Source organism: Pedobacter aquatilis (assembly GCF_032678425.1).
GTDB classification, from domain to species: domain Bacteria; phylum Bacteroidota; class Bacteroidia; order Sphingobacteriales; family Sphingobacteriaceae; genus Pedobacter; species Pedobacter aquatilis_B.
This window is the reverse complement of record NZ_JAVTSG010000002.1, coordinates 310,088-330,605: the sequence shown is the minus strand read 5'-3', so window position 1 is coordinate 330,605 and position 20,518 is coordinate 310,088. Positions and strand designations below refer to the sequence as shown.

The window sequence follows — 20,518 nt, the reverse complement described above, 5'->3', positions numbered from 1 at the left end:
AAAATGATAGCAGTTGTTTACAGTGGTTCGAGAACAGCATTTTGGAAATTAACCCAAAATGGAGAAGTGGTGGCACACTGCAATACTTTGGGCATTAACCCTTGTTTTGTTGACAGAAAAACAATCCTTCAAATATTAAATAAAAAGGTTGTTTTGGTAAACAATGCAGAAAATATCAAGAAGATATACTTTTTCGCTGCAGGTGCATCTTCTGCTGATAGAAAAGCTGAACTTGCAAAAACATTGTCATCTTTTTTTAAGTATAGCAAAGTTGTAGTAGAAAATGACTTATTTGGAGCTGCTAAGGCAGTTTGCTATAATAAATCAGGTATTGTTAGCATGTTGGGTAGCGGTGCTAACTGTGCATACTTTGATGGCAAAAAGCCTCAAACTAATAATTTTGGCTTAGGTTATGTTTTAGGCGATGAAGGTTCGGCAAATTATTTAGGTAAAATGCTTTTAAGGAGTTTTTTAACAAAAAAACTCCCAAAAGAACTGGAAACTAAATTTATCAGTGCTTATAATTTAGATAGAAGTCAGATATTAGAGCGGATTTACAGAAAACCACAAGCTAATATTTTCCTGAGTTCGTTTCTTGATTTCTTTATACAAAACAATAAGCATGGTCATATCTTAAAAATGGTTGATGAAGGATTTGAAAAACATTTTCAAACCTATATTTTGCCAATGAAAGATAAATACCCAAAAGAAGATTTACATTTTGTTGGTACGGTTGCTGCAGAATTTGAAGATAGATTAATACATACAGCCGAAAAATACGATTTAACCATTAAAACTATTATAAAAGAACCAATACTAAATTTATTAAAACATTACACTAATTAACAAAAACAATGAGCAAAATTGGAATAAACGGCTTTGGCCGTATCGGCAGACTGGTTTTCAGAGCCGCATTAAAAAGAGGATTAGATATTGTAGCCATTAACGATTTAATTGAGCCTGATTACATGGCTTATATGTTAAAATATGATACTACCCACGGTAAATTCGATGGTACAATTGAAGTTGTAGATGGTAACCTAGTTGTAAATGGTAAAACTATCCGCGTTACTGCAGAAAAAAATCCTGCTGATTTAAAATGGGATGCTGTAGGTGTTGAAGTTGTTATCGAATCTACTGGTTTATTCTTAACACGTGCTGATGCTGAGAAACACATCGCAGCAGGTGCTAAAAAAGTAGTTTTCTCTGCTCCTGCTAAAGATGCAGATATCCCTACTTACGTAATGGGTGTTAACCACGATAAATTAACTGCAGATCAAACTATCGTTTCGAATGCATCTTGTACTACAAACTGTTTAGCACCAATTGCTAAGGTTTTAAATGATAACTTCGGTATTGTGGAAGGTTTAATGAGCACAATCCACGCGGTAACTGCAACACAAAAAACTGTTGATAGTCCATCTGCTAAAGATTGGAGAGGTGGCCGTGGTGGTTTCTCAAATATCATTCCTTCATCAACTGGTGCTGCGAAAGCAGTAGGTATGGTGTTACCTGAATTAAAAGGTAAATTAACTGGTATGTCTTTCCGTGTTCCTGTAGCTGATGTTTCAGTTGTAGATTTAACAGCTCGTTTAGAAAAACCAGCTACATATGAGCAAATTAAAGCAGCTATGAAAGCAGCATCAGAAAGCGGGCCATTAAAAGGTGTATTAGGCTATACTGAAGATGATGTTGTTTCTTCAGATTTCATTGGTGATGACCACGCTTCAATTTTTGATGCTGGCGCAGGTATTTCATTAAACGATAACTTTGTAAAAGTTGTTTCTTGGTACGATAACGAATGGGGATATTCTTCAGCGTTAGCTAAATTTGTTGAATACTACGCAAGTTTATAAAAGCTGGGATTCTTAGATAAATTATCAAAATTAAATGGGTTAACATCAAAAATGTTAACCCATTTTTTATTTACCAGTAAATACATGATTTAGAAAGCAAAATCAGTGTAATTATTTTCTATTATGAAGTCGAATAAAAATTAAATATCACATGTATTATTGTAATCAGTAGAATATTTTATCAGAATAATTTACTTTACTTAAAATTGATACAATTTTAACATCAAATGATACGATTTTACATTATTTAACAATTTAATATCTGATTTTCTTGTTAAATTTGAAAAATCAATCGAAATATTACATGTTAGTAGTAATAAATTATTGATTCAAAAAAAATGACAATAAAAAAACTTTATTTTTTCTTAGTGTATTTTTTACACTAACATTTTTTTTGCTATATTTGTAGAGTAATAATCAGAAAGAGATTTTTACATCGATAAAAAGATAAATCATCTTCTTAAAAAAGCAATCCTTTTGGTAGAAGATTAAAGACAAAGCCTGGCTCATAACAGGTTTATATTTGGTTAGAAAAAAGAGATACGTCTGGATGGAGTATCTCTTTTCTTATTTTAGGGCTAACCTTACATCAACTAAAATATCTGATTTAATAACATATTATGAAGTATAAATATATACTCGCAAGATTTCACCTATTATGTTATACTTATATTTTGTAATATTCCACATTTCTTAGTTTACATTTATACTCAAACAGAAGACATATTCTACTAAGTTGTACGTATTTATACTTGTATAACATAAAAGTCACATTACTCACACAATAAATACACATTCTTTATATAATATTGTACGTATTGGCAGCCACAAACTTCTATGCCTCTAAAAAAGGCTGCAACAACCATTGTAAGCCAATTTTACTATTTTATTATTTTGAGAAGAATATTTACATTTCTACTCCTTCTGGTAGGCGTACTAAATGCAACTGCACAGTACGAAATTAAAGAAGGTACTTTGCCGGATGAAATTTCGATTTTAAATCATGCATCAATTTTTAATGCTGGTAAAGAGGATATCCCTATAGCGCAAATCATCAAAAATTCCGGAAATCTTAAATTTAAACCATTAAGTGGCCGACTTGGAAACCTGGGTTTTACAGATGATAATTATTGGGTTAAGTTTCAAATTAAGAATAGTTTGGATGTACCAGCATTATATTACCTGCAAACCGCCGAGCCCGTAACTAATAATGTAAATCTTTACATAACTGGCACCGACTCGAAAATACAAACGCAAAGAAGTGGCGATAATTTAGATTTTAGCGAAAGGAGTATAGCCAACAGAAAAACGATTTTTAAAATTGAAATAGAACCTGGTGAAACAAAAAGTGCGTTTATCGAATTGAAAAACGATGGTGAGAAAAATTCTTTGCCCCTAAAATTATTAAGTCAGCAGAAAATGCTTGAATACACCTATAAAGACCAATTGGTTATGGGTATTTTTTATGGCATTTTGGTTGTTATTTCCATCACTTATTTCTTCTTTTATTTTGCGCTAAAAGATATATCGTTCCTTTACTATACCTTATATGTGGTTTTTATGGGGCTATGTCAGTTTGCTTTAGATGGCTTTTATCATCAATACCTTGGCAAAGGTAATTCTTGGCTCAGTTTGCATATGGTCATCATAAGTGCCATTTTAAGCTGTTTCTTCTTTGGAAAATATAGTGAAATCATACTGGAAATTAAGCAAAAAAACCAGCGCATACATAAGTTATTTAAACCTTTGTATATCGCTTTAGGTTCAGTTCTGATCTTAATTATATTTATTCCTTCATTTCTAAAATATGCCTATCCGATTATTAACATTTTAACGCTGTTTGGCTTAATGCTAATTTTTTCAGCGATAACAGTCATTATAGTTAAGAAAAAATCCATCGATTTATTTTATACCATCGGGATTTCCATTTTGGCACTAAGCATCATTATGGCTATACTAATGAATTTTGGTGTATTTCCCGAACACTTTTCTACAGATAATATCACCAAACCAGGAATTGGTTTAGAAATCATTGCACTTTCTCTGAGTATGGCAAACCGGATCGGGATACTTAGAAGTAAAAAAGAAGAACTTCAAAATATTGCCCTTCAAAAATCAGAAGAAATGAATGATATTAAATCGTATTTTCTTTCCAATATGAGCCACGAGTTAAGAACGCCGTTAAATGCAATTCTTGGATTAGCAGCAATTATGGAGAAAGAAACCAACGATGATAAATTCAAATTAAATTGCGAAAAAATAAGGTTTGCTTCTAATGATTTAATTTCTTCAGTTAATGATATTCTTGATTTCTCTCAAGTTGAAAAAGGTTTATTGCAACTTAACAAGAACGACTTTAGCGCACATGAGATATTAGAAAAATTAGCCATCGGTGCCCAAAGGCAATCAAATGAAAAAGGTTTGGATTTTAGCTTCGAATCAACATTAGATAATAATACAATTTTGCTTGGCGATTCTGGAAGGCTAGAGCAAATTATACATAATGTTTTGGGTAACGCTATTAAATTCACTTCTAAGGGCGAGGTAACTTTAAAATCCAAATCTGAAATCAAGGATAATATTTTAACCTTAAGCATTACCATTAGCGATACAGGCATCGGTATTCCGAAAGAAAAATTAGATAAAATTTTCGAATTATTTGCACAAACAAATATTGATAACAAAAGAAAATATGGTGGCTTTGGAATTGGTTTAACGATAGCAAAGGCACTTATAGACCTACATCGAGGTTCTATTAATATCGATAGTAATGTTGGCATTGGCACAAACTGCGAAATTGTAATTCAATATCCGGTACAAAGAGTGGTTGCTAAAACTGTGAATATCTACCCAACCGAAGACCATGATTTACTAGGAAAACACATTTTAGTCGTGGAAGATAATCCGATGAATCAAATGATTGTTCAAATGATTTTAGAAGATTGGAAAAATACCAGGGTAAGTTTAGCCGATGATGGGTCGCAAGCATTGGAATTATTAAAAACCGACAATAGCGTTGACTTGATTTTAATGGATTTGCAGATGCCTGTAATGGATGGTTACGAAGCAATGACTGCCATTAGGAGTGGCTTAACTGGCCCGAATAATAGTGGAAAACCAATTATTGTTGTTACTGCTGATGTAACCAGTCAAACAAAGGAACGCATATTTAATATTGGTGCAAACGAATACATGAATAAACCAATTGATGAAGAACTTTTGTATCAGAAGATAACAGAAGTATTATCTACGCAAGCCAATCAGGCTAATAATTTAACGCAAAGCGCTTAAAAATTTTTATTGGATAAATCTTTGCTGGTTTTTAAAAGCCAGATAAAAATCTTTGATTTAGATTCATCGAATGCTGAAATATTATGCCAGGCATAAGTAAATGTAGCTTCTAAAAGCTCATTACTCAATTTTTCATTCTTTACATCGCGAATAATTGCTCCGTAAAGTGCAGAAGCGTAAAGCCTATATAGGTTTTTAAAGGTTTCGCAATCGCCGGATTTCAATTTACCAAAGCAAATTTCATCTTGAGCCCGCCATACTTTTAATACAGGTCCAGTGTTTTCAAATGAATTATTTTTGATTGGCATTTGCATAAATTAGTGGCAATTAAATCATCAACACTCATTTTTTGCAATTGTTCAGTTTCACCAGATAAAAGAAACAACCCAACGGAGTAATGGTTTCTACGAATTAAATCAACTTCTTATTTTAAATTAATTGATCAGAAATCTTTACAAGAGAAATAAAATTAAAGCTGTAAATGAATGCGTTACAGAATTCGACAACAAATAATTAGCATTATAAACATTTTCGCTGTATATTTGTGCCTTTCGGATGCTTCCACTCCGAAGAAAAGAAAAGCTTTCCGGCAACGGAAGGCTTTTTCTTTTTACAAATAACCTTAAATACTTTTGAAAATCGTTACGGCCAGTGGCGGCAAAGTGATATCAATCGAAAATTCTTTATTGTTATATGCTACTGGTTCAGGCACAATATTTCCTTTGTTATTTATTCCAGAACCATAATAAATAATATCATCAGTATTAAAAATTTCCTTCCATTTGGTTTTAAACGGAACTCCAATTCTATAATGTTCTCTAACCACTGGTGTAAAATTTAAAGCTACAATTAACGTATCCTTAGCCTTTGGTCCTTTCCGCATAAATACAAACACCGATTCGTTTCCGTTATCTGCATCTATCCATTCAAAACCTTCATAACTAAAGTTAAAATGATAAAGTGCGGGCTCATTTCTCAACAGAAAGTTTAATGCTTTTACAGTTTCCTGCATGCCTTTATGTGGCGGATATTGAAGCAGATGCCAATTCAAAGATTCAGTAAAATTCCACTCGCTGGTATCTCCAAATTCATTGCCCATAAAAAGCAATTTTGCACCCGGATGGGTAAACATGTAACCATAAAGCGCTCTTAAGTTTGCAAACTTTTGCCATTCATCACCCGGCATTTTATAAAGCATTGGCGATTTTCCATGTACAACTTCATCGTGCGAAAACGGCAACATAAAATTCTCTGTGAAAGCATAAGTCATACTAAAACTAAGTTGATTGTGGTGATGTTTTCTGCCTAAAGTATCTACTTTAAAGTACTTAAGCGTATCATTCATCCAACCCATCATCCATTTCATACCAAAGCCAAGTCCACCGTCATGAACCGGGTGTGTTACGCCAGGATAAGTGCTGCTTTCTTCGGCGATGGTTTGTACACCTTCAAAATTGCCATAAACAGCAACATTCAAATCCTTTAAAAACTGTATTGCACCTAAGTTTTCACTTCCACCATATTCATTGGTTGCAGCATCTCCATCCTCACGAGAGAAATTATAATAAAGCATAGAAGCCACCGCATCTACCCGCAATCCGTCGGCATGGTATTTATCCAGCCAAAATAAAGCATTGCTGATTAAAAAAGAACGGACCTCATTTCTATCGTAATTGAATATATACGATTTCCAATCAGGATGAAATCCTTTACGCATATCTGCATGTTCGTATAAGTGCGTACCATCAAATTCGTACAAACCATGTCTATCACCAGGAAAATGTGATGGTACCCAATCTAAAATTACAGCAATATTCGCTTTGTGTAACTCTTCAATTAAGTACATTAAATCCTGTGGACTACCGTACCTCGAACTTGCGCCAAAGTATCCGGTTATTTGATATCCCCAACTTGGAAAAAATGGAAACTCCATTACAGGCATGAGTTCTACATGCGTAAAGCCCATTTCTGTAACATAAGGAATCAATGCCGATGCAACTTCACGGGCATTTAAAACACGTTCAGGTTCATTTGGGTCACGCTGCCAAGAACCTAAGTGTAATTCGTAAACAGAAATTGGCTGATTTAAAGCATTTAACTTTGGTCTTTTCTTTAACCAAGCTTTATCTTTCCATTTGTAATCGGTATCCCAAATTACACTCGCTGTTTGTGGTGGATGCTCCCACTTAGTTGCATAAGGGTCGCCCTTTAGATGTTCAGATTCATCAAAACCTTTTACAAAATATTTATAAACTTCGCCCTTGCCAATATTTGGAATAAAACCCTCCCATATTCCTGATTTGTCCCACCTTTTATTTAACAGATGTGCGCCTCTATCCCAATCATTAAAGTTACCAACTACACCAACCTTAATTGCATTAGGCGCCCAAACTGCAAAGTATGTTCCATTTGTATTATTTAAGGTTGCTAAATGCGAACCCATTTTTTCGTACAAACGAAAGTGCTTACCCATCAAAAACAAATCAACATCATAATCTGTAAACAAACTATGGAACCAAACGCTTTGATTGAAATCTACTTTGGCTGGGGCTGATTTTTTTACAGTTTCTTTTTTTGCTGCTGACATTGAGTTGTTTTCGGTTAGATAAATATAACCCCGAAACTGGTTTAAAGTTTCGGGGTTTGAAAAATGTTTACAGGCTTAAAATCTGTATTTCTGAGAAAGTTTTAAGGCATTTAAAGTGAAGGACATTTTTATCATCGGTATAAAAATCATTCACCTCCTTATTATCAACAATAATCTTTTTCACCTGGAAATTTACACCCATAACATTGCAAGCGTAAAACTCGTAATTAGGCGTATACAAACCTTCTATTCGTTGGTTTACTTTTAAAAGATGATTATCAGCTTTAACGGTGAATTTTTTCTCCAGATAAATATCTTGCTCGAAGGCAAAAGTATCGCCATGGTCTTCATACATATACGAATTCACCTCATAATCACTGTTGTAGATATTTAAAACAACTTCCGTAATTGCCTTTTCATCAACGTATTGCATAACAGGATATTCAGGAATAACTGAACCCGCACGTACAAACATTGGCATACTATCAATTTTTGCTTCAATAAGATGCTCACTTTCTCCGTCCAGAATTTCGTTAGTCCAGAAGTTGTACCATTTTCCTTTTGGAAGATAAACTTTTCTTGAGATTGCACCTTGCTCTAAAACCGGACAAATTAATAATTTATCGCCATAGCAAAACTCATCTTGACGGAAATGATTACTGATATTTTCTTGCTCAAGCATTACAAGAGGCCTTAAAATTGGAAAACCATAACGGTGATGTTCCCAAAAAACCGAATATAAGTAAGGCATTAAGCGATATCTTAATTCAATAAATTTACGGTTGATGTCTTCAAAAAACTCTCCGAAACTCCAAGGTTCACGTTCAGCAGTATCACCGGCAGAGTGTGCTCTCATAAATGGCGAAAATGTACCAAGCTGAATCCATCTTGTGAATAATTCTCCGTCAGGTTCACCACTAAAACCACCAATATCGGTTCCGCAAAAAGGCACACCAGAAACTGATAAACGCTGGCATTGTATATTTCCAATTTTTAAGTGTTCCCAGGTTGCAATATTATCACCAGTCCAAACACTGGCATAACGCTGCATACCCGAATAACCCGCTCTAGTAATGGTAAATGGACGTTTATTACGCATCAGTTTTTTCAAACCTTCGTATGTTGAGCGCACCATTTGCATTCCGTAAACGTTGTGTGCTTTACGGTGCGAACCACGATATCCGTCGTAATTATGACGAACATCATTAGGGAACGTTCCCGAGCCAAAAACGGCAGGCTCGTTCATATCATTCCAGAAACCGGCAACACCCATATCAACCATTTCCTTGTACAAATTACCCCACCAACTTCTCACTTTTGGGTTTGTAAAATCAGGAAATTGGCATCTTCCAGGCCAAACATGCCCTTCCATATAATAGTCATCGCTTCTGCGACAGAAAAATCGTTTTTCTTTCCCTTCTTTGAAAACCCAATAATCATCATCAACCTTAATTCCAGGGTCAATCATTACAACAGTTTTAAAACCATCATCAGAAAGCTCTTTAATCATTCTCCTCGGGTCAGGAAAATATTTTTTATTCCATGTAAAACAGCGATAACCATCCATGTAATCAATATCAAGATAAATCGCATCGCAAGGGATTTTACGTTCTCTAAATTGTTTTGCAATTTCTTTAACTTTGGTTTCAGGGTAGTAACTCCAACGGCACTGCTGATAACCTAAAGTCCATTTAGGAGGCATTGGGTGTGTTCCCGTTAAAGTTGCATAACGTTTTACAACATCCATCATATGTGGACCATGAATGTAGTAATACTGCAATTCGCCACCGTCAGCCCAGAAACTGGTTTTATTTACGTCTTCTCCACCAAAATCGAAATAAGATTTAAAAGTATTATCGAAGAAAATACCATAGGCCGCCTGGTTGTGCAAGCCTATATAAAACGGAATGGTACGATATAAAGGGTCTTGATTCCAGCCAAATGAATAGGCATCAGTATTCCAGTTTTCAAATCTTCTACCTCTTAAATTGAAATTACCTGATTTATCGCCTAAACCAAAGAAGTTCTCCTCTGGATGGCATTTTTTAGTTGCATAAATATAATATCCACCAAAATCAACATTTTCTTCCCAATGCATTGAATTGGCTTCATCAACCATTACTGTATTGGTAATATTATCCGAGAAGGAAATGTGGAAGTTTTTCTTTTCAATTTTACAGGTTACAACACTTGTAGAAACGGTGTAATGTTCATCATGCTCCTGCATTTTAAATACAGAAACTTTTTGATCAACCTCAGGAACAGCGTAAGAAAAATCATCTAGAAACACACCATGTGGCGCAAGGCGAACACGGATAATTTCATCGCTAACCACTCTAATTTCTACCCTTGCATCACCATCAGAAAAATAGAAACGATTGCCTTCTTTTTTAACTCTTTTAACTTCTCCTAAATATTGCTTAACAATTGGCTTTACCGAAATATCAACTGGATTGTTTAAATGTTGAATTTCTTGTTCTTTTTCAATCAAATCGTTAACCTCGTTTTGCTTGTCGTTTGTTTCTTCCATCCTTAATTGTTCAAAAAATTAAATTAAAGTTTCTTAAACCAGAATACGTTTAAGAAAGTACTATAATACAAATATTTTGTAAAAGGAAACTTAATTGTGCATAAAAAAGCCTGCAAAGTTTAAAACTATGCAGGCTGGTAAAATTATTTCGATTTAATTCTGAACTATGGATTAAATGAAAATGCTAAATAATAAATCGCTCCAGCAGCTGGGTTACCATAAGAAGTAATGTAATACTTGTTCATAATATTTGAGCCTCCTAATTTAATTGCAGAATTTACTGATGGAATTTTTAAGCTAACCTGAGCATCTAGCGTGCTGTAAGCAGGTACTTCTCCTGATGCAAATGATGAATTCCAGTAGAATCTATCTTGCCAACGATATGAAACGTTGAAACCAAAGTTTTTGATGATTTCTTTATTCCCTAAACCTAAATTAAAACGAACTTTTGGTGTGTTGAAATCGTTAATATAATTAACCGGAAGGTCGCCGATTTGATTGTAAGAGACGTTACCACTTACTGTCCATTTGTTCATTAAGTAATCTAATCCTAAAGCGGCACCGTAAGAATTTACTTCGCCTTGTGCATTAACCGGAACACCGAATTTTACAAAAGTAGGGCTAGCTAATGTACCCACATTTTGATAAACATCTACCGCAGTGATGAAATCTTTGTAAGTGTTATAATATCCGTAAGCATCAATTAAAAGGTTTGAGGTAATTAAACCTTTGTAACCTAATTCAAATGATTGAACACTTTCAGGACGAACGCCACCAGCATCAAAAGTATACTGTTGCAGTAAAGCAGGGTTTGGAGTTCCAGTTGCAGCTGAAGCTAAGAATGCTCTGTAACTCACATCAGTAAATGCTTTGTTTCCGTTAAGATTGTATTTACCAAACATAATTTCTGGTAAACCACCAATTAATCTTTGAGAACCACCACCTACTGATAAATCAATGTATTGATTTTGAGTAGTTGGGTTACGGTAACCCGTTTGATAAGATGCCCTGATGTTATTATTTTTCGCAACGGTGAAAACCCCTGTAATACGTGGTGTGAAACGACCTTCAAAGTTCATACTCTTATCATATCTGCCAGCAAAAGTAAACTTCACCTTATCGTTGAAAAGTTTTTTACCAATCTGAGCAAATGCGCCATACTCACTAATATCAATCGATTCGTTTAAATCATTAAAAATTGTTCCTGCTGAATTTAAATCGTAAAGACGATATGAAGCACCAACTTGAAATTCAACAACATTATTAAATGCATTGGTAAAATTGTACATACCTTCATAATGATAAAGGTTTGTTTTATCATCGAATTTTGCACCATAAATACTTTGAGATGGATTAGCCGAATTGATTGAAGTTGCGCTAATCGTTGTATTCATAATGGTATTCATTGCGGTTGCAAATTGTGGCGAACCAGGCTCAAAACGACCTTGATTTGCAACACCTCTTGCAAAGGCATGCGCCGCAGCATCCGTTTGTCCGCCTGCTCTTGCGCCAACATAATTACCAATGTACTGAGGAAACCAAGTTGTTGATGGTTTTGAAACCTCATTAATATAACTACCTAGAATTGATGAAATATAAGAATCGCCCGAACGTTCTTGAGTAGTGTATCCTTTAATATAAAAATCCTGTCCCTTAACTTCTAACTTATATTGACCAATATTAAAGTTGCGTAAAGAGTAACGATCTGAACCTGTGTAAACCGACGTTCCTGTACCCCAATTTGCCTGCGCAACCGCCTGAACTGTATTGGTGATGTTGTAATAAATCGCACCAGATGCCTTTAAAGATTTAGTATCATAATCCACTAAATTTTCTTCGTTGTAACCTGTTCTTGATACATTTTGATCAGGAATTAAGTTTGCTTTCAAACCTACATAAAATGGAAAATAATTTTGAACCGCCGGACGCAATGCAGCTGGTAATCCCGCTAAAAATCCTGCTTGCTGCACAGCATTAGGAATTGCTGCACCAAAAGCGCCATCCATTGCAGCCTTAATATTTGGTAAAGCGCCACCCGAACCAGCATTAATACCAGCTATTGTTGCATTTTGTACACTCAAGGCAACATTTCTCATATTTTGGCTAACTTCATCGCCATAAACATTTATACCATCGTAGTTAGTATCGCTGTTTCTATCGCCAGATTTGGCAGTTCTCGAATTTCTATCAAAGTTTGAATAATTATTACCAAACCAATCTTTAGCTTGTAAGAACGAAAACGCAGCTTTTACACCGAACTTGTTGTTCCATGATTTAGCCATACGTACATCCAATTGATTAAATGGCTGAACGGTGCTATTATTATCATTAACATGGTTTACTCCAGTTTTATACTGAAAACTCGCACCTTGATATTTAAATGGATCTTTAGAAGTCATTAACAAAGTACCGTTAATACCTCCAGCGCCATATAATGCTGATGACGCTCCAGGCAAAAGCTCTACGTTATCAATATCTAATTCAGTAATACCAACAATATTACCTACAGAGAAGTTTAAACCAGGCGCTTGGTTATCCATTCCATCAATGTATTGATTAAAACGGGTATTACCATTTGAGTTGAAACCACGCGTGTTGATAGATTTAAAGGTTAAACTTTGCATGCTACTTTCAACACCTTTCATGTTGTTCAGGGCATCGTAAAACGATGGTGCAGCAATTTCACGAATCGATGCGGCACTCATTCTTTCTATTGATACTGGCGATTCTAAAATACGCTCAGGTGTTCTGGATGCCGAAATTACAACATCACCACCTAAAACAGTACCTCCATCCATTTCAAAATTTATTCCTGTAGTAACGCCTGTAACTTGTTGTTCTACTGTGCCGTAGCCAATATAACTCGCAACTAAAGTAAATGGCGCCTTTGCTGCTGTCGTAAAACTAAAACTACCATCCGAACCAGTGGCCGCACCACCTGATTGTCCTTTCACAATTACGGTTACACCTATTAATGGTTCTTTTGTTTGTTTATCTTTAACGGTTCCACTTACCGTTACGTTTTGGGCCAGGGCTGCAAAATGAGTTGCGCACACAAGCATAAACACATACAAGATTTGCGTAGAGAGTTTGCTCATAAAATGATTACTATTTGGTTAGTTGTTCTTTAGTTGATATAAACTTAAATGCTTTTTTCGAATTAAACAAATTATGTTAGCATAATAATTTTTTAATAAAATTTATAATTTTGTTTCACATTCAGATTGTTGTAATTTGCAGTTACATCGCTCTATCAAACTTATATATCTAAGTCAGCTAACCATTATGAATAAACTAAAAGCGCTTTTTTGCATCATCATACCTATAGCACTAGCTTTTTTATTTAATACAAAAATTGGAAGTACACCACCTATTCTCAAATTCCTAAATCCTTTTATGGGTTTTTGGCAAAATGCAGAGAACAATCATTTTATGTTTAATCATAAAGCCAAAATAAAAGGTGCTATTGATGAAATCGAGATTGTTTTTGATGATAGAATGATACCGCATATTTTCGCCAAAAACGACCATGATCTATATCTGGCGCAAGGTTATGTAACCGCAATGCACCGCCTTTGGCAAATGGATTTTCAAACCAGATTTGCAGCTGGCAGAATAAGTGAAGTAGTAGGCGAAAAAGCAATCGAAGTAGATCGTTATCAAAGAAGAATGGGTATGGTTTATGGCGCAGAAAATTCTTTGAAAGGAATGATGGCCGATCCTAAAGCTAAAGAAATGATTTTAGCTTATACTGATGGAATTAATGCATACATCAAAACCTTATCGCATGCAAACTACCCAATTGAATATAAAATATTAGATTTTAAACCAGAAAATTGGTCGCCTGTTAAATGTGCATTGCTTTTAAAACAGATGTCGGCAGTTTTAGCCATGGGTTCTGATGAATTTTACATGACCAACATCTTAAAGAAATTTGGCACAGATGTAACCAAAGATCTTTTTCCGGATTATCCGTTTCGCGAAGACCCAATTATCCCGGTAGGTACAAAATGGGACTTTAAACCTTTAAATATCCCAAAAACGCCTGAATCTTTTACAAAAGCAGTAACTGGAGATGTTAAAACGAATGAGAAAATTGAAGGTATTGGAAGCAATAACTGGGCATTATCTGGTAATAAAACGGCATCGGGTTTCCCTATTTTAGCTAATGACCCGCATTTAGACTTAAGCTTACCTTCAATTTGGTATCAAATTCAGCTTCATGCACCAGGCGTAAATACGTATGGCGTTTCTTTACCTGGGGCCCCCGGTGTTATCATCGGTTTTAATCAAAAAATTGCCTGGGGTGTTACTAATGTTGCTGCTGATGTTTTGGATTTCTATCAGATTAAATTTAAAGATGATTCGCATAAACAATATTGGTATAATAACAGCTGGAAAAATACCAAAACCCGGTTGGAAACGATAAAAATTCGTGGCGGCGCAGATGAAATAGATACTGTTTATTACACGCACCACGGCCCTGTGGTTTATTTCCAAAAACCACAATATTCAAAAGCGAATAATGTTCCTGTTGGCGACGCTTTAAGATGGATTGCGCACGAAGAATCAAATGAATTAATGACCTTTTACTATTTAAACAGAGGAAAAAATTATAACGACTATCGTAAAGCACTTACTTTTTACACCGCACCTGCACAAAATTTTGTTTTCGCTAGTGTAGATAATGATATTGCAATTACTCCAAATGGAAAATTTCCTTTAAAATGGAAAAATCAAGGGAAATTTATTTTAGATGGAACTAACCCTGCTTACGATTGGCAAGGCTGGATTCCATCAGCACAAAATCCAACGGTAAAAAATCCACCTCGCGGTTTTGTAAGTTCGGCGAATCAGTCATCAACTGACCCAAGTTACCCTTATTACATTAATTGGGAATTTGCGCCTTACGAACGTGGCAAAAGAATTAACGATAGGTTGACAGCAATGAATAAAGCTACTGCGGATAGCATTAGGTTAATGCAAACGGATAATTATAGCATCATGGCTCAAAACCTTTTACCTGTTCTACTTCCATTGGTAAATAATGAGCAACTTAATGCAACACAGAAAGAGGCATTTAATTATGTAAATAAATGGAATAAACGCTATGATGCGAAAGAAATTGGCGCAAGTGTTTTTGAGATATGGACCAAGCGTCTATCTTTTAATATTTGGGATGATGAATTTAATATCAATGGCATTCCGATGCGTTATCCATCAAGAGATAGAACCATTGAAATGATTTTGAAGCAACCTGATGCAAAATGGTTCGACAATACTAAAACTCCTCAAAAAGAAACACTTGCCGATTTGGTTAATGAAGCTTTCAAATATAGTTGCGATAGTTTAGAGCGCAGATTTGGCCCAATTAACAAGGATTGGAATTGGGCAAATGTTAAGCAAACAAATGTTCCACATTTGGCTAAAATACCTGGATTTGGCTCAAAGGTTTTACTTATTGGCGGTGCCAAAAGTACTATAAACGCAATGAGCGAGGCAAATGGACCTTCTTGGAGAATGGTTATTGAGTTAGGCAAAACACCTAAAGGTCATGGCGTTTATCCTGGTGGTCAATCTGGTAATCCGGGTAGCAAGTTTTACGATAACATGGTTGATAAATGGGCAAAAGGTGAACTGTTCGATTTATTTTATATGCAAAGCGCAGATGATAAATCTGGCAAAATAATTTCTCGATTAAAAATATCTAAATAATACAAAATGGTTTTTCTGGTTATATTAATTATCTGTTTTTTTCTTCAAATGGTTGCACCTTGGTGGGTTATCATAGTAATCTCTTTTGCAACATGCGGCATTATTGGCAAAACCGGTAAAATTGCCTTCTGGCAATCTTTTCTGGCTATATTTTTACTGTGGATTGGTTATTCACTTTTTAAAAGTTTGCCTAATGACAACATTTTGGCAAGTCGTGTAGCAGTTATGATTGGCATCAAAATCTGGTGGATTCTATTGCTTGTTACCGGATTAGTTAGTGGTTTGGTTGCAGGAATTAGCGGCCTTTGTGGTTACCATTTCCGCAAAGCGATGTTGATTAAAAAAACTGACGAAAAAATAGCATAAAGCTTAGTATTTTTGCACTTGTGATTTTAAATGCTGAAAAAATATTTTCTGTAAAAGAAAATGAGAATTTTAGTGCTGTTGCATTAAACATCTTCCAATTACAATCTGAAAAGTGTGCTATTTACCGCGATTATATTCAAAATCTGCGTGTTGATGTTAAACAGGTTAAACGTATTGAAGACATTCCTTTTTTGCCAATCAGTTTTTTTAAAACGCATACTATTTTAAGCAGCAAAAATCCGGTTCAAGTTACTTTCAGCAGTTCCGGCACAACTGGAATGAGCCAAAGCAGTCATCATGTTACAGATGTAAGCTTATACGAACAAAGCTACCTTCAGGCTTTTAATCAGTTCTACGGAAATATTGAAGATTATTGCTTCTTAGCTTTGCTTCCTACCTATCAACAACGTTCAGGCTCATCATTAATTTATATGGTTAATGATTTGATTGAGAAAAGTAGTCACCCACAAAGTGGATATTTTTTATATAACCACGATGAACTTTTTGCAACGCTCGTCGAACTCAAATCAAAAAAACAAAAGACCATTCTAATCGGCGTTACTTATGCCCTGCTTGATTTTATAGAAAAATTTGAGATTGATTTTCCCGAACTTATTATTATGGAAACAGGTGGGATGAAAGGAAAACGCAAAGAGATGGTTAGAGAGGAATTGCATGAACAACTTACTAATGGTTTTGGAATAAAATCAATTCATAGCGAATACGGCATGACCGAACTCCTTTCTCAAGCTTACTCTTTAGGTGATGGCATTTTTAATTGCCCTGGTTGGATGAAAGTTTTAATTAGAGATACAAACGATCCGTTATCATTAATTGCAAACGGTAAAACCGGAGGAATTAATGTTATCGATTTAGCTAATGTAAACTCTTGCTCCTTTATTGCCACACAAGATTTAGGAAGAATAAATCCAAATGGTAGTTTTGAAGTTTTAGGCCGGTTTGATAATGCAGATATTAGAGGCTGTAATTTATTGGTACAATAATCAGATTAATCGCTCATCAAACATAAATGGCTTTACTTCTATAACTTTAATGGTATTAGCTAAGGGATGATTTACATTCATTAAATAATTAAATTCATCTTGAATTAAAGCTGATGGAACTCTAAGCAACAAAAACTCACGTTGCCTGGCAAACTCATCACCTATTTTTGCCAACTGTGGTATCGCTGGGTAATCTTTCCAGTTTTTCGGTAAATTATTTATATCCAAGTTTCTGATAAGATTTTCAGTAATTTCAAATACGGTTAAGCATAAATTCTTAGAATTAACTAGCGTATTTTTATTCGCTAAAACTTCTAAAGCAGCTAGCGCCCTGTTCGATGCCATATAATGAAGAGGAACACCAACTGAATTCCAACGACCGCCAAATAATTTAGCACCCGTACCGCTGTAATCATTTGCATAATTACAGTTTGAAATTCTATATAGACGCATTAGCTGAAAACCCCATATTCTATTCTACCTAGAATGTTTTGAACCATTGTAAAACCAATTCTGGTATCTAACAAATCAAAAGGAATTTCGCCACCCAATGCAACATTTGGAGCCTTAATCCAAGTAGTGAAAGCTTTTTCACTGCCCAAAACTTCAATGCCACGTTCATATAGCAAGGCTAGTTCAATTGCCCTATCTGCATATTCTGTTTTAACCAAAGTTGTGGGCGTATATCTTTGTAAGGTGCGCTCTGAGATGTGTAATATCGCAGCTATTTCTTCTATTGTTAAAGAAATTTGTTTAGCTAGTGCCAATAAAGATTTTTTCGAAATCCCCTTTCTTGCCAATTGTAGTAAATCATAATCAGTTGGATTCGCATATTGATTCCCCATCATCGCAACCATAGGGGTATAACTTTGCACACCATAGGCAACAAGTGGTTCCTCAACTTTTGAAATATCTTCAGATTTCCTTTTCATAACAGACAATTACACACAAATATACACAATTTGTCCGATTTTAAAAATCATTCAAAAAAAAATCCCAAAGTCTGAGTTTGGGATTCTATCATTTTAAAATATTTATAATCTATTCAGCAATTAGAAGGAAATAATTTTTCTTTCCTTTTTGAATTACAATGAATTTATCATTTATTAAATTTTCTGCATTAAATAAATGATTCACGTCAGTAATTTTTTCTTTATTAACTGAAGCGCCACCACCTTGAATTAATTTTTTAGTCTCTCCTTTTGATGGGAAAACAGCAGTTTTTTCTGCCAATAATGTTGCTGCATCAATGCCATTTGCTAATTCTGATTTTGAAATTGCAAACTGCGGGATACCTTCAAACATTTCTAAAACTTGATTTTCGGATAAGCTTTTCAAAAACTCCAAAGAACCATTTCCGAATAAAAACTCAGATGTTTTAATAGCCGTTTCAAGTGCTTCAGCAGAATGTGTTTTAATGGTAATATCTTCAGCTAATGCTTTTTGCAGCACCCTTAAATGCGGAGCAGTATCATGCTCAATCTCTAATGCTTCAATTTCGCTCTGCGTTTTTAATGTAAAAATCCTTATCCATTTTTTCACATCATCATCTGATGCATTTAACCAAAACTGGTAAAATTTATATGGCGAAGTTTTTTCTGCGTCTAACCAAATGGCGCCGCTTTCAGTTTTGCCAAACTTTGTACCATCAGCTTTTTTTATTAATTGCGTGGTAATTGCATAAGCGGTTCCCTGGTCTTTTCTTCTGATAAGCTCAGTTCCGGTAACAATATTACCCCATTGGTCTGAACCGCCCATTTGAACAATACAATTATGGTTTTTCCATAAATAGTAAAAGTCAAATCCCTGAACCAATTGGTAACAAAATTCAGTAAATGACATACCCGTATCACCTTCTAAACGTTTCTTAACGCTATCTTTTGCCATCATATAGTTAACGGTGATGTGCTTACCAACATCACGGATAAAGTCTAAAAAATTCATATTTTTAAACCAATCTGCATTGTTAACCATTACGGCTCCATTACCAGCATCTTCAAACTTCAAAAACTTAGATAACTGACGTTTCATCCCTGCTAAGTTATGTTCAACCATTTCAGGAGTTTGCAAATTTCTTTCGTCAGATTTCCCTGAAGGATCTCCAACCATACCAGTAGCGCCACCAACCAATGCAAAAGGTTTATGGCCCGCATTCTGAAAATGAATAAGGGTCATAATCTGCGTAAGGTGGCCCACATGTAAGGAATCAGCGGTCGGGTCGAAACCGATATAACCTGAAGTCATGCCCTCATTTAACTTTTCTTCAGTATTCGGCATAATATCGTGCAACATGCCTCTCCAACGTAACTCTTCTACAAAATTTGTCATGGTATAAAATTAAATTGCGCAAAGATAGGTTTTTGATGTTAAAGCCGAAACCAATGAAAAGCTAAAATATTATTATAAACGCAATGTTATATTCCTGCTAACATAACGTTATATAACGAAACAGGTAATTTTAAAAACTATATTTACGAAATGAATTTCCTTTCTCATTTTTATTTTGACCGAGATACCGCTGATGCAAATATTGTAATGGGAACAGTTTTGCCCGATTTAATCAAAAATGCATCGAAGGAAGCCAACTTGTATCCTCAAAAAAATGAGTTTTTATTTTCAGGAAATCCCGATGAAGAAAATTTACTAAAAGGATGGAAACGACATCTGGCTGTAGATTTACACTTCCATTCCTCTCCTTTTTTTCTTGAAAAAACTACAGAACTAAAACACTTGATTCTGCCAGTTTTAGAAAACTCAGTTGTCCGCCCATCCTTTTTAGCGCACATTGGTTTAGAATTATTATTAGATCATTTACTTATCGAGCATAATTTAATTCAGGTAAATCATTTTTATGATAAATTGATTGAGGTTAAAAAAGATTCATTAAGCGATTTCCTGGAGCATTGCAAACTAAAAAACCCATCAGTATTCTTTAAATTTCTGGAACAATTTATCAGCAGCAAATATTTATTAAGCTATCAAAAGTTAGAAAACATCAGCTATGCTTTAAATAGGATTTGCATGCGCTTATGGCCCGAAACACTGAACGAACATCAACTTAATCAACTCACTTTTCAATTGGGTTTATTTAAGGAGGTATTAGAAAAAGATTTTATGGAGATTTTCTCGGAGATTGAACCAAAACTCGCTTAACGTAAGTAAACACTTT

General features: G+C 34.8%; 14 protein-coding genes. 7 read left to right on the top strand and 7 right to left on the bottom strand.

The window, feature by feature from the left end; translation table 11 throughout:
* Positions 1–3: 3 nt before the first annotated feature.
* The 3 genes from R2Q16_RS07345 (at position 4) to R2Q16_RS07335 (ending at position 5,147) form a co-directional block, all read left to right on the top strand.
* Positions 4–846, top strand: a complete 843-nt coding sequence (locus R2Q16_RS07345) for a hypothetical protein (protein WP_316736153.1) — start codon at positions 4–6, stop codon at positions 844–846.
* A gap of 8 nt (positions 847–854) precedes the next feature.
* Complete coding sequence (gene gap, locus R2Q16_RS07340; protein ID WP_316736152.1) at positions 855–1,856, top strand: type I glyceraldehyde-3-phosphate dehydrogenase; 1,002 nt, start codon at positions 855–857, stop codon at positions 1,854–1,856.
* Positions 1,857–2,693: 837 nt separating this feature from the next.
* Positions 2,694–5,147 carry a hybrid sensor histidine kinase/response regulator gene (locus R2Q16_RS07335; RefSeq protein WP_316736151.1) on the top strand — a complete coding sequence of 818 codons (2,454 nt, stop codon included), beginning with the start codon at positions 2,694–2,696 and terminating at the stop codon, positions 5,145–5,147.
* Here R2Q16_RS07335 and R2Q16_RS07330 read toward each other — a convergent pair.
* The 4 genes from R2Q16_RS07330 to R2Q16_RS07315 form a co-directional block, all read right to left on the bottom strand.
* Positions 5,144–5,455 carry a hypothetical protein gene (locus R2Q16_RS07330; RefSeq protein ID WP_316736150.1) on the bottom strand — a complete coding sequence of 104 codons (312 nt, stop codon included), beginning with the start codon at positions 5,453–5,455 and terminating at the stop codon, positions 5,144–5,146. The two genes, R2Q16_RS07335 and R2Q16_RS07330, sit on opposite strands and share 4 nt — an antisense overlap.
* Positions 5,456–5,769: 314 nt before the next feature.
* Positions 5,770–7,734, bottom strand: a complete 1,965-nt coding sequence (gene glgB / locus R2Q16_RS07325) for a 1,4-alpha-glucan branching protein GlgB (RefSeq protein WP_316736149.1) — start codon at positions 7,732–7,734, stop codon at positions 5,770–5,772.
* Positions 7,735–7,801: 67 nt separating this feature from the next.
* Complete coding sequence (locus R2Q16_RS07320) at positions 7,802–10,264, bottom strand: glycoside hydrolase family 31 protein (RefSeq protein WP_316736148.1); 2,463 nt, start codon at positions 10,262–10,264, stop codon at positions 7,802–7,804.
* 164 nt (positions 10,265–10,428) lie between these two features.
* Positions 10,429–13,362 (bottom strand): TonB-dependent receptor, encoded by a 2,934-nt coding sequence (locus tag R2Q16_RS07315; protein ID WP_316736146.1) that lies wholly within the window; start codon positions 13,360–13,362, stop codon positions 10,429–10,431.
* A 187-nt stretch (positions 13,363–13,549) separates the two neighbouring features.
* On the opposite strand from R2Q16_RS07315, the gene R2Q16_RS07310 reads away from it, so the two are divergent.
* Genes R2Q16_RS07310 through R2Q16_RS07300 form a run of 3 tightly spaced genes read left to right on the top strand, consistent with a single transcriptional unit; the run spans position 13,550 to position 17,349 of the window.
* Positions 13,550–15,979, top strand: a complete 2,430-nt coding sequence (locus tag R2Q16_RS07310; RefSeq protein WP_316736144.1) for a penicillin acylase family protein — start codon at positions 13,550–13,552, stop codon at positions 15,977–15,979.
* A 6-nt stretch (positions 15,980–15,985) separates the two neighbouring features.
* Positions 15,986–16,345 carry a hypothetical protein gene (locus tag R2Q16_RS07305; protein ID WP_316736142.1) on the top strand — a complete coding sequence of 120 codons (360 nt, stop codon included), beginning with the start codon at positions 15,986–15,988 and terminating at the stop codon, positions 16,343–16,345.
* Between the two features lie 20 nt (positions 16,346–16,365).
* On the top strand, positions 16,366–17,349 hold the full coding sequence (locus R2Q16_RS07300) for an acyl transferase (RefSeq protein ID WP_410478155.1): 984 nt from the start codon (positions 16,366–16,368) through the stop codon (positions 17,347–17,349).
* On the opposite strand, the gene R2Q16_RS07295 is transcribed toward R2Q16_RS07300, so the two are convergent.
* From R2Q16_RS07295 to tyrS, 3 genes are all read right to left on the bottom strand, one after another.
* Positions 17,350–17,802 (bottom strand): RES family NAD+ phosphorylase, encoded by a 453-nt coding sequence (locus R2Q16_RS07295; RefSeq protein WP_316736141.1) that lies wholly within the window; start codon positions 17,800–17,802, stop codon positions 17,350–17,352.
* Positions 17,802–18,281 carry an antitoxin Xre/MbcA/ParS toxin-binding domain-containing protein gene (locus R2Q16_RS07290; protein WP_316736140.1) on the bottom strand — a complete coding sequence of 160 codons (480 nt, stop codon included), beginning with the start codon at positions 18,279–18,281 and terminating at the stop codon, positions 17,802–17,804. The genes R2Q16_RS07295 and R2Q16_RS07290 overlap by 1 nt, the downstream gene beginning before the upstream one ends.
* A gap of 109 nt (positions 18,282–18,390) precedes the next feature.
* Entirely contained in the window at positions 18,391–19,677 is a 1,287-nt protein-coding gene (tyrS, locus tag R2Q16_RS07285; RefSeq protein ID WP_316736138.1) for a tyrosine--tRNA ligase, read from the bottom strand.
* Between the two features lie 150 nt (positions 19,678–19,827).
* Here tyrS and R2Q16_RS07280 point away from each other — a divergent pair, with 150 nt between their 5' ends.
* Positions 19,828–20,502 (top strand): hypothetical protein, encoded by a 675-nt coding sequence (locus tag R2Q16_RS07280; protein ID WP_316736137.1) that lies wholly within the window; start codon positions 19,828–19,830, stop codon positions 20,500–20,502.
* The last annotated feature ends 16 nt before the right edge of the window (positions 20,503–20,518 follow it).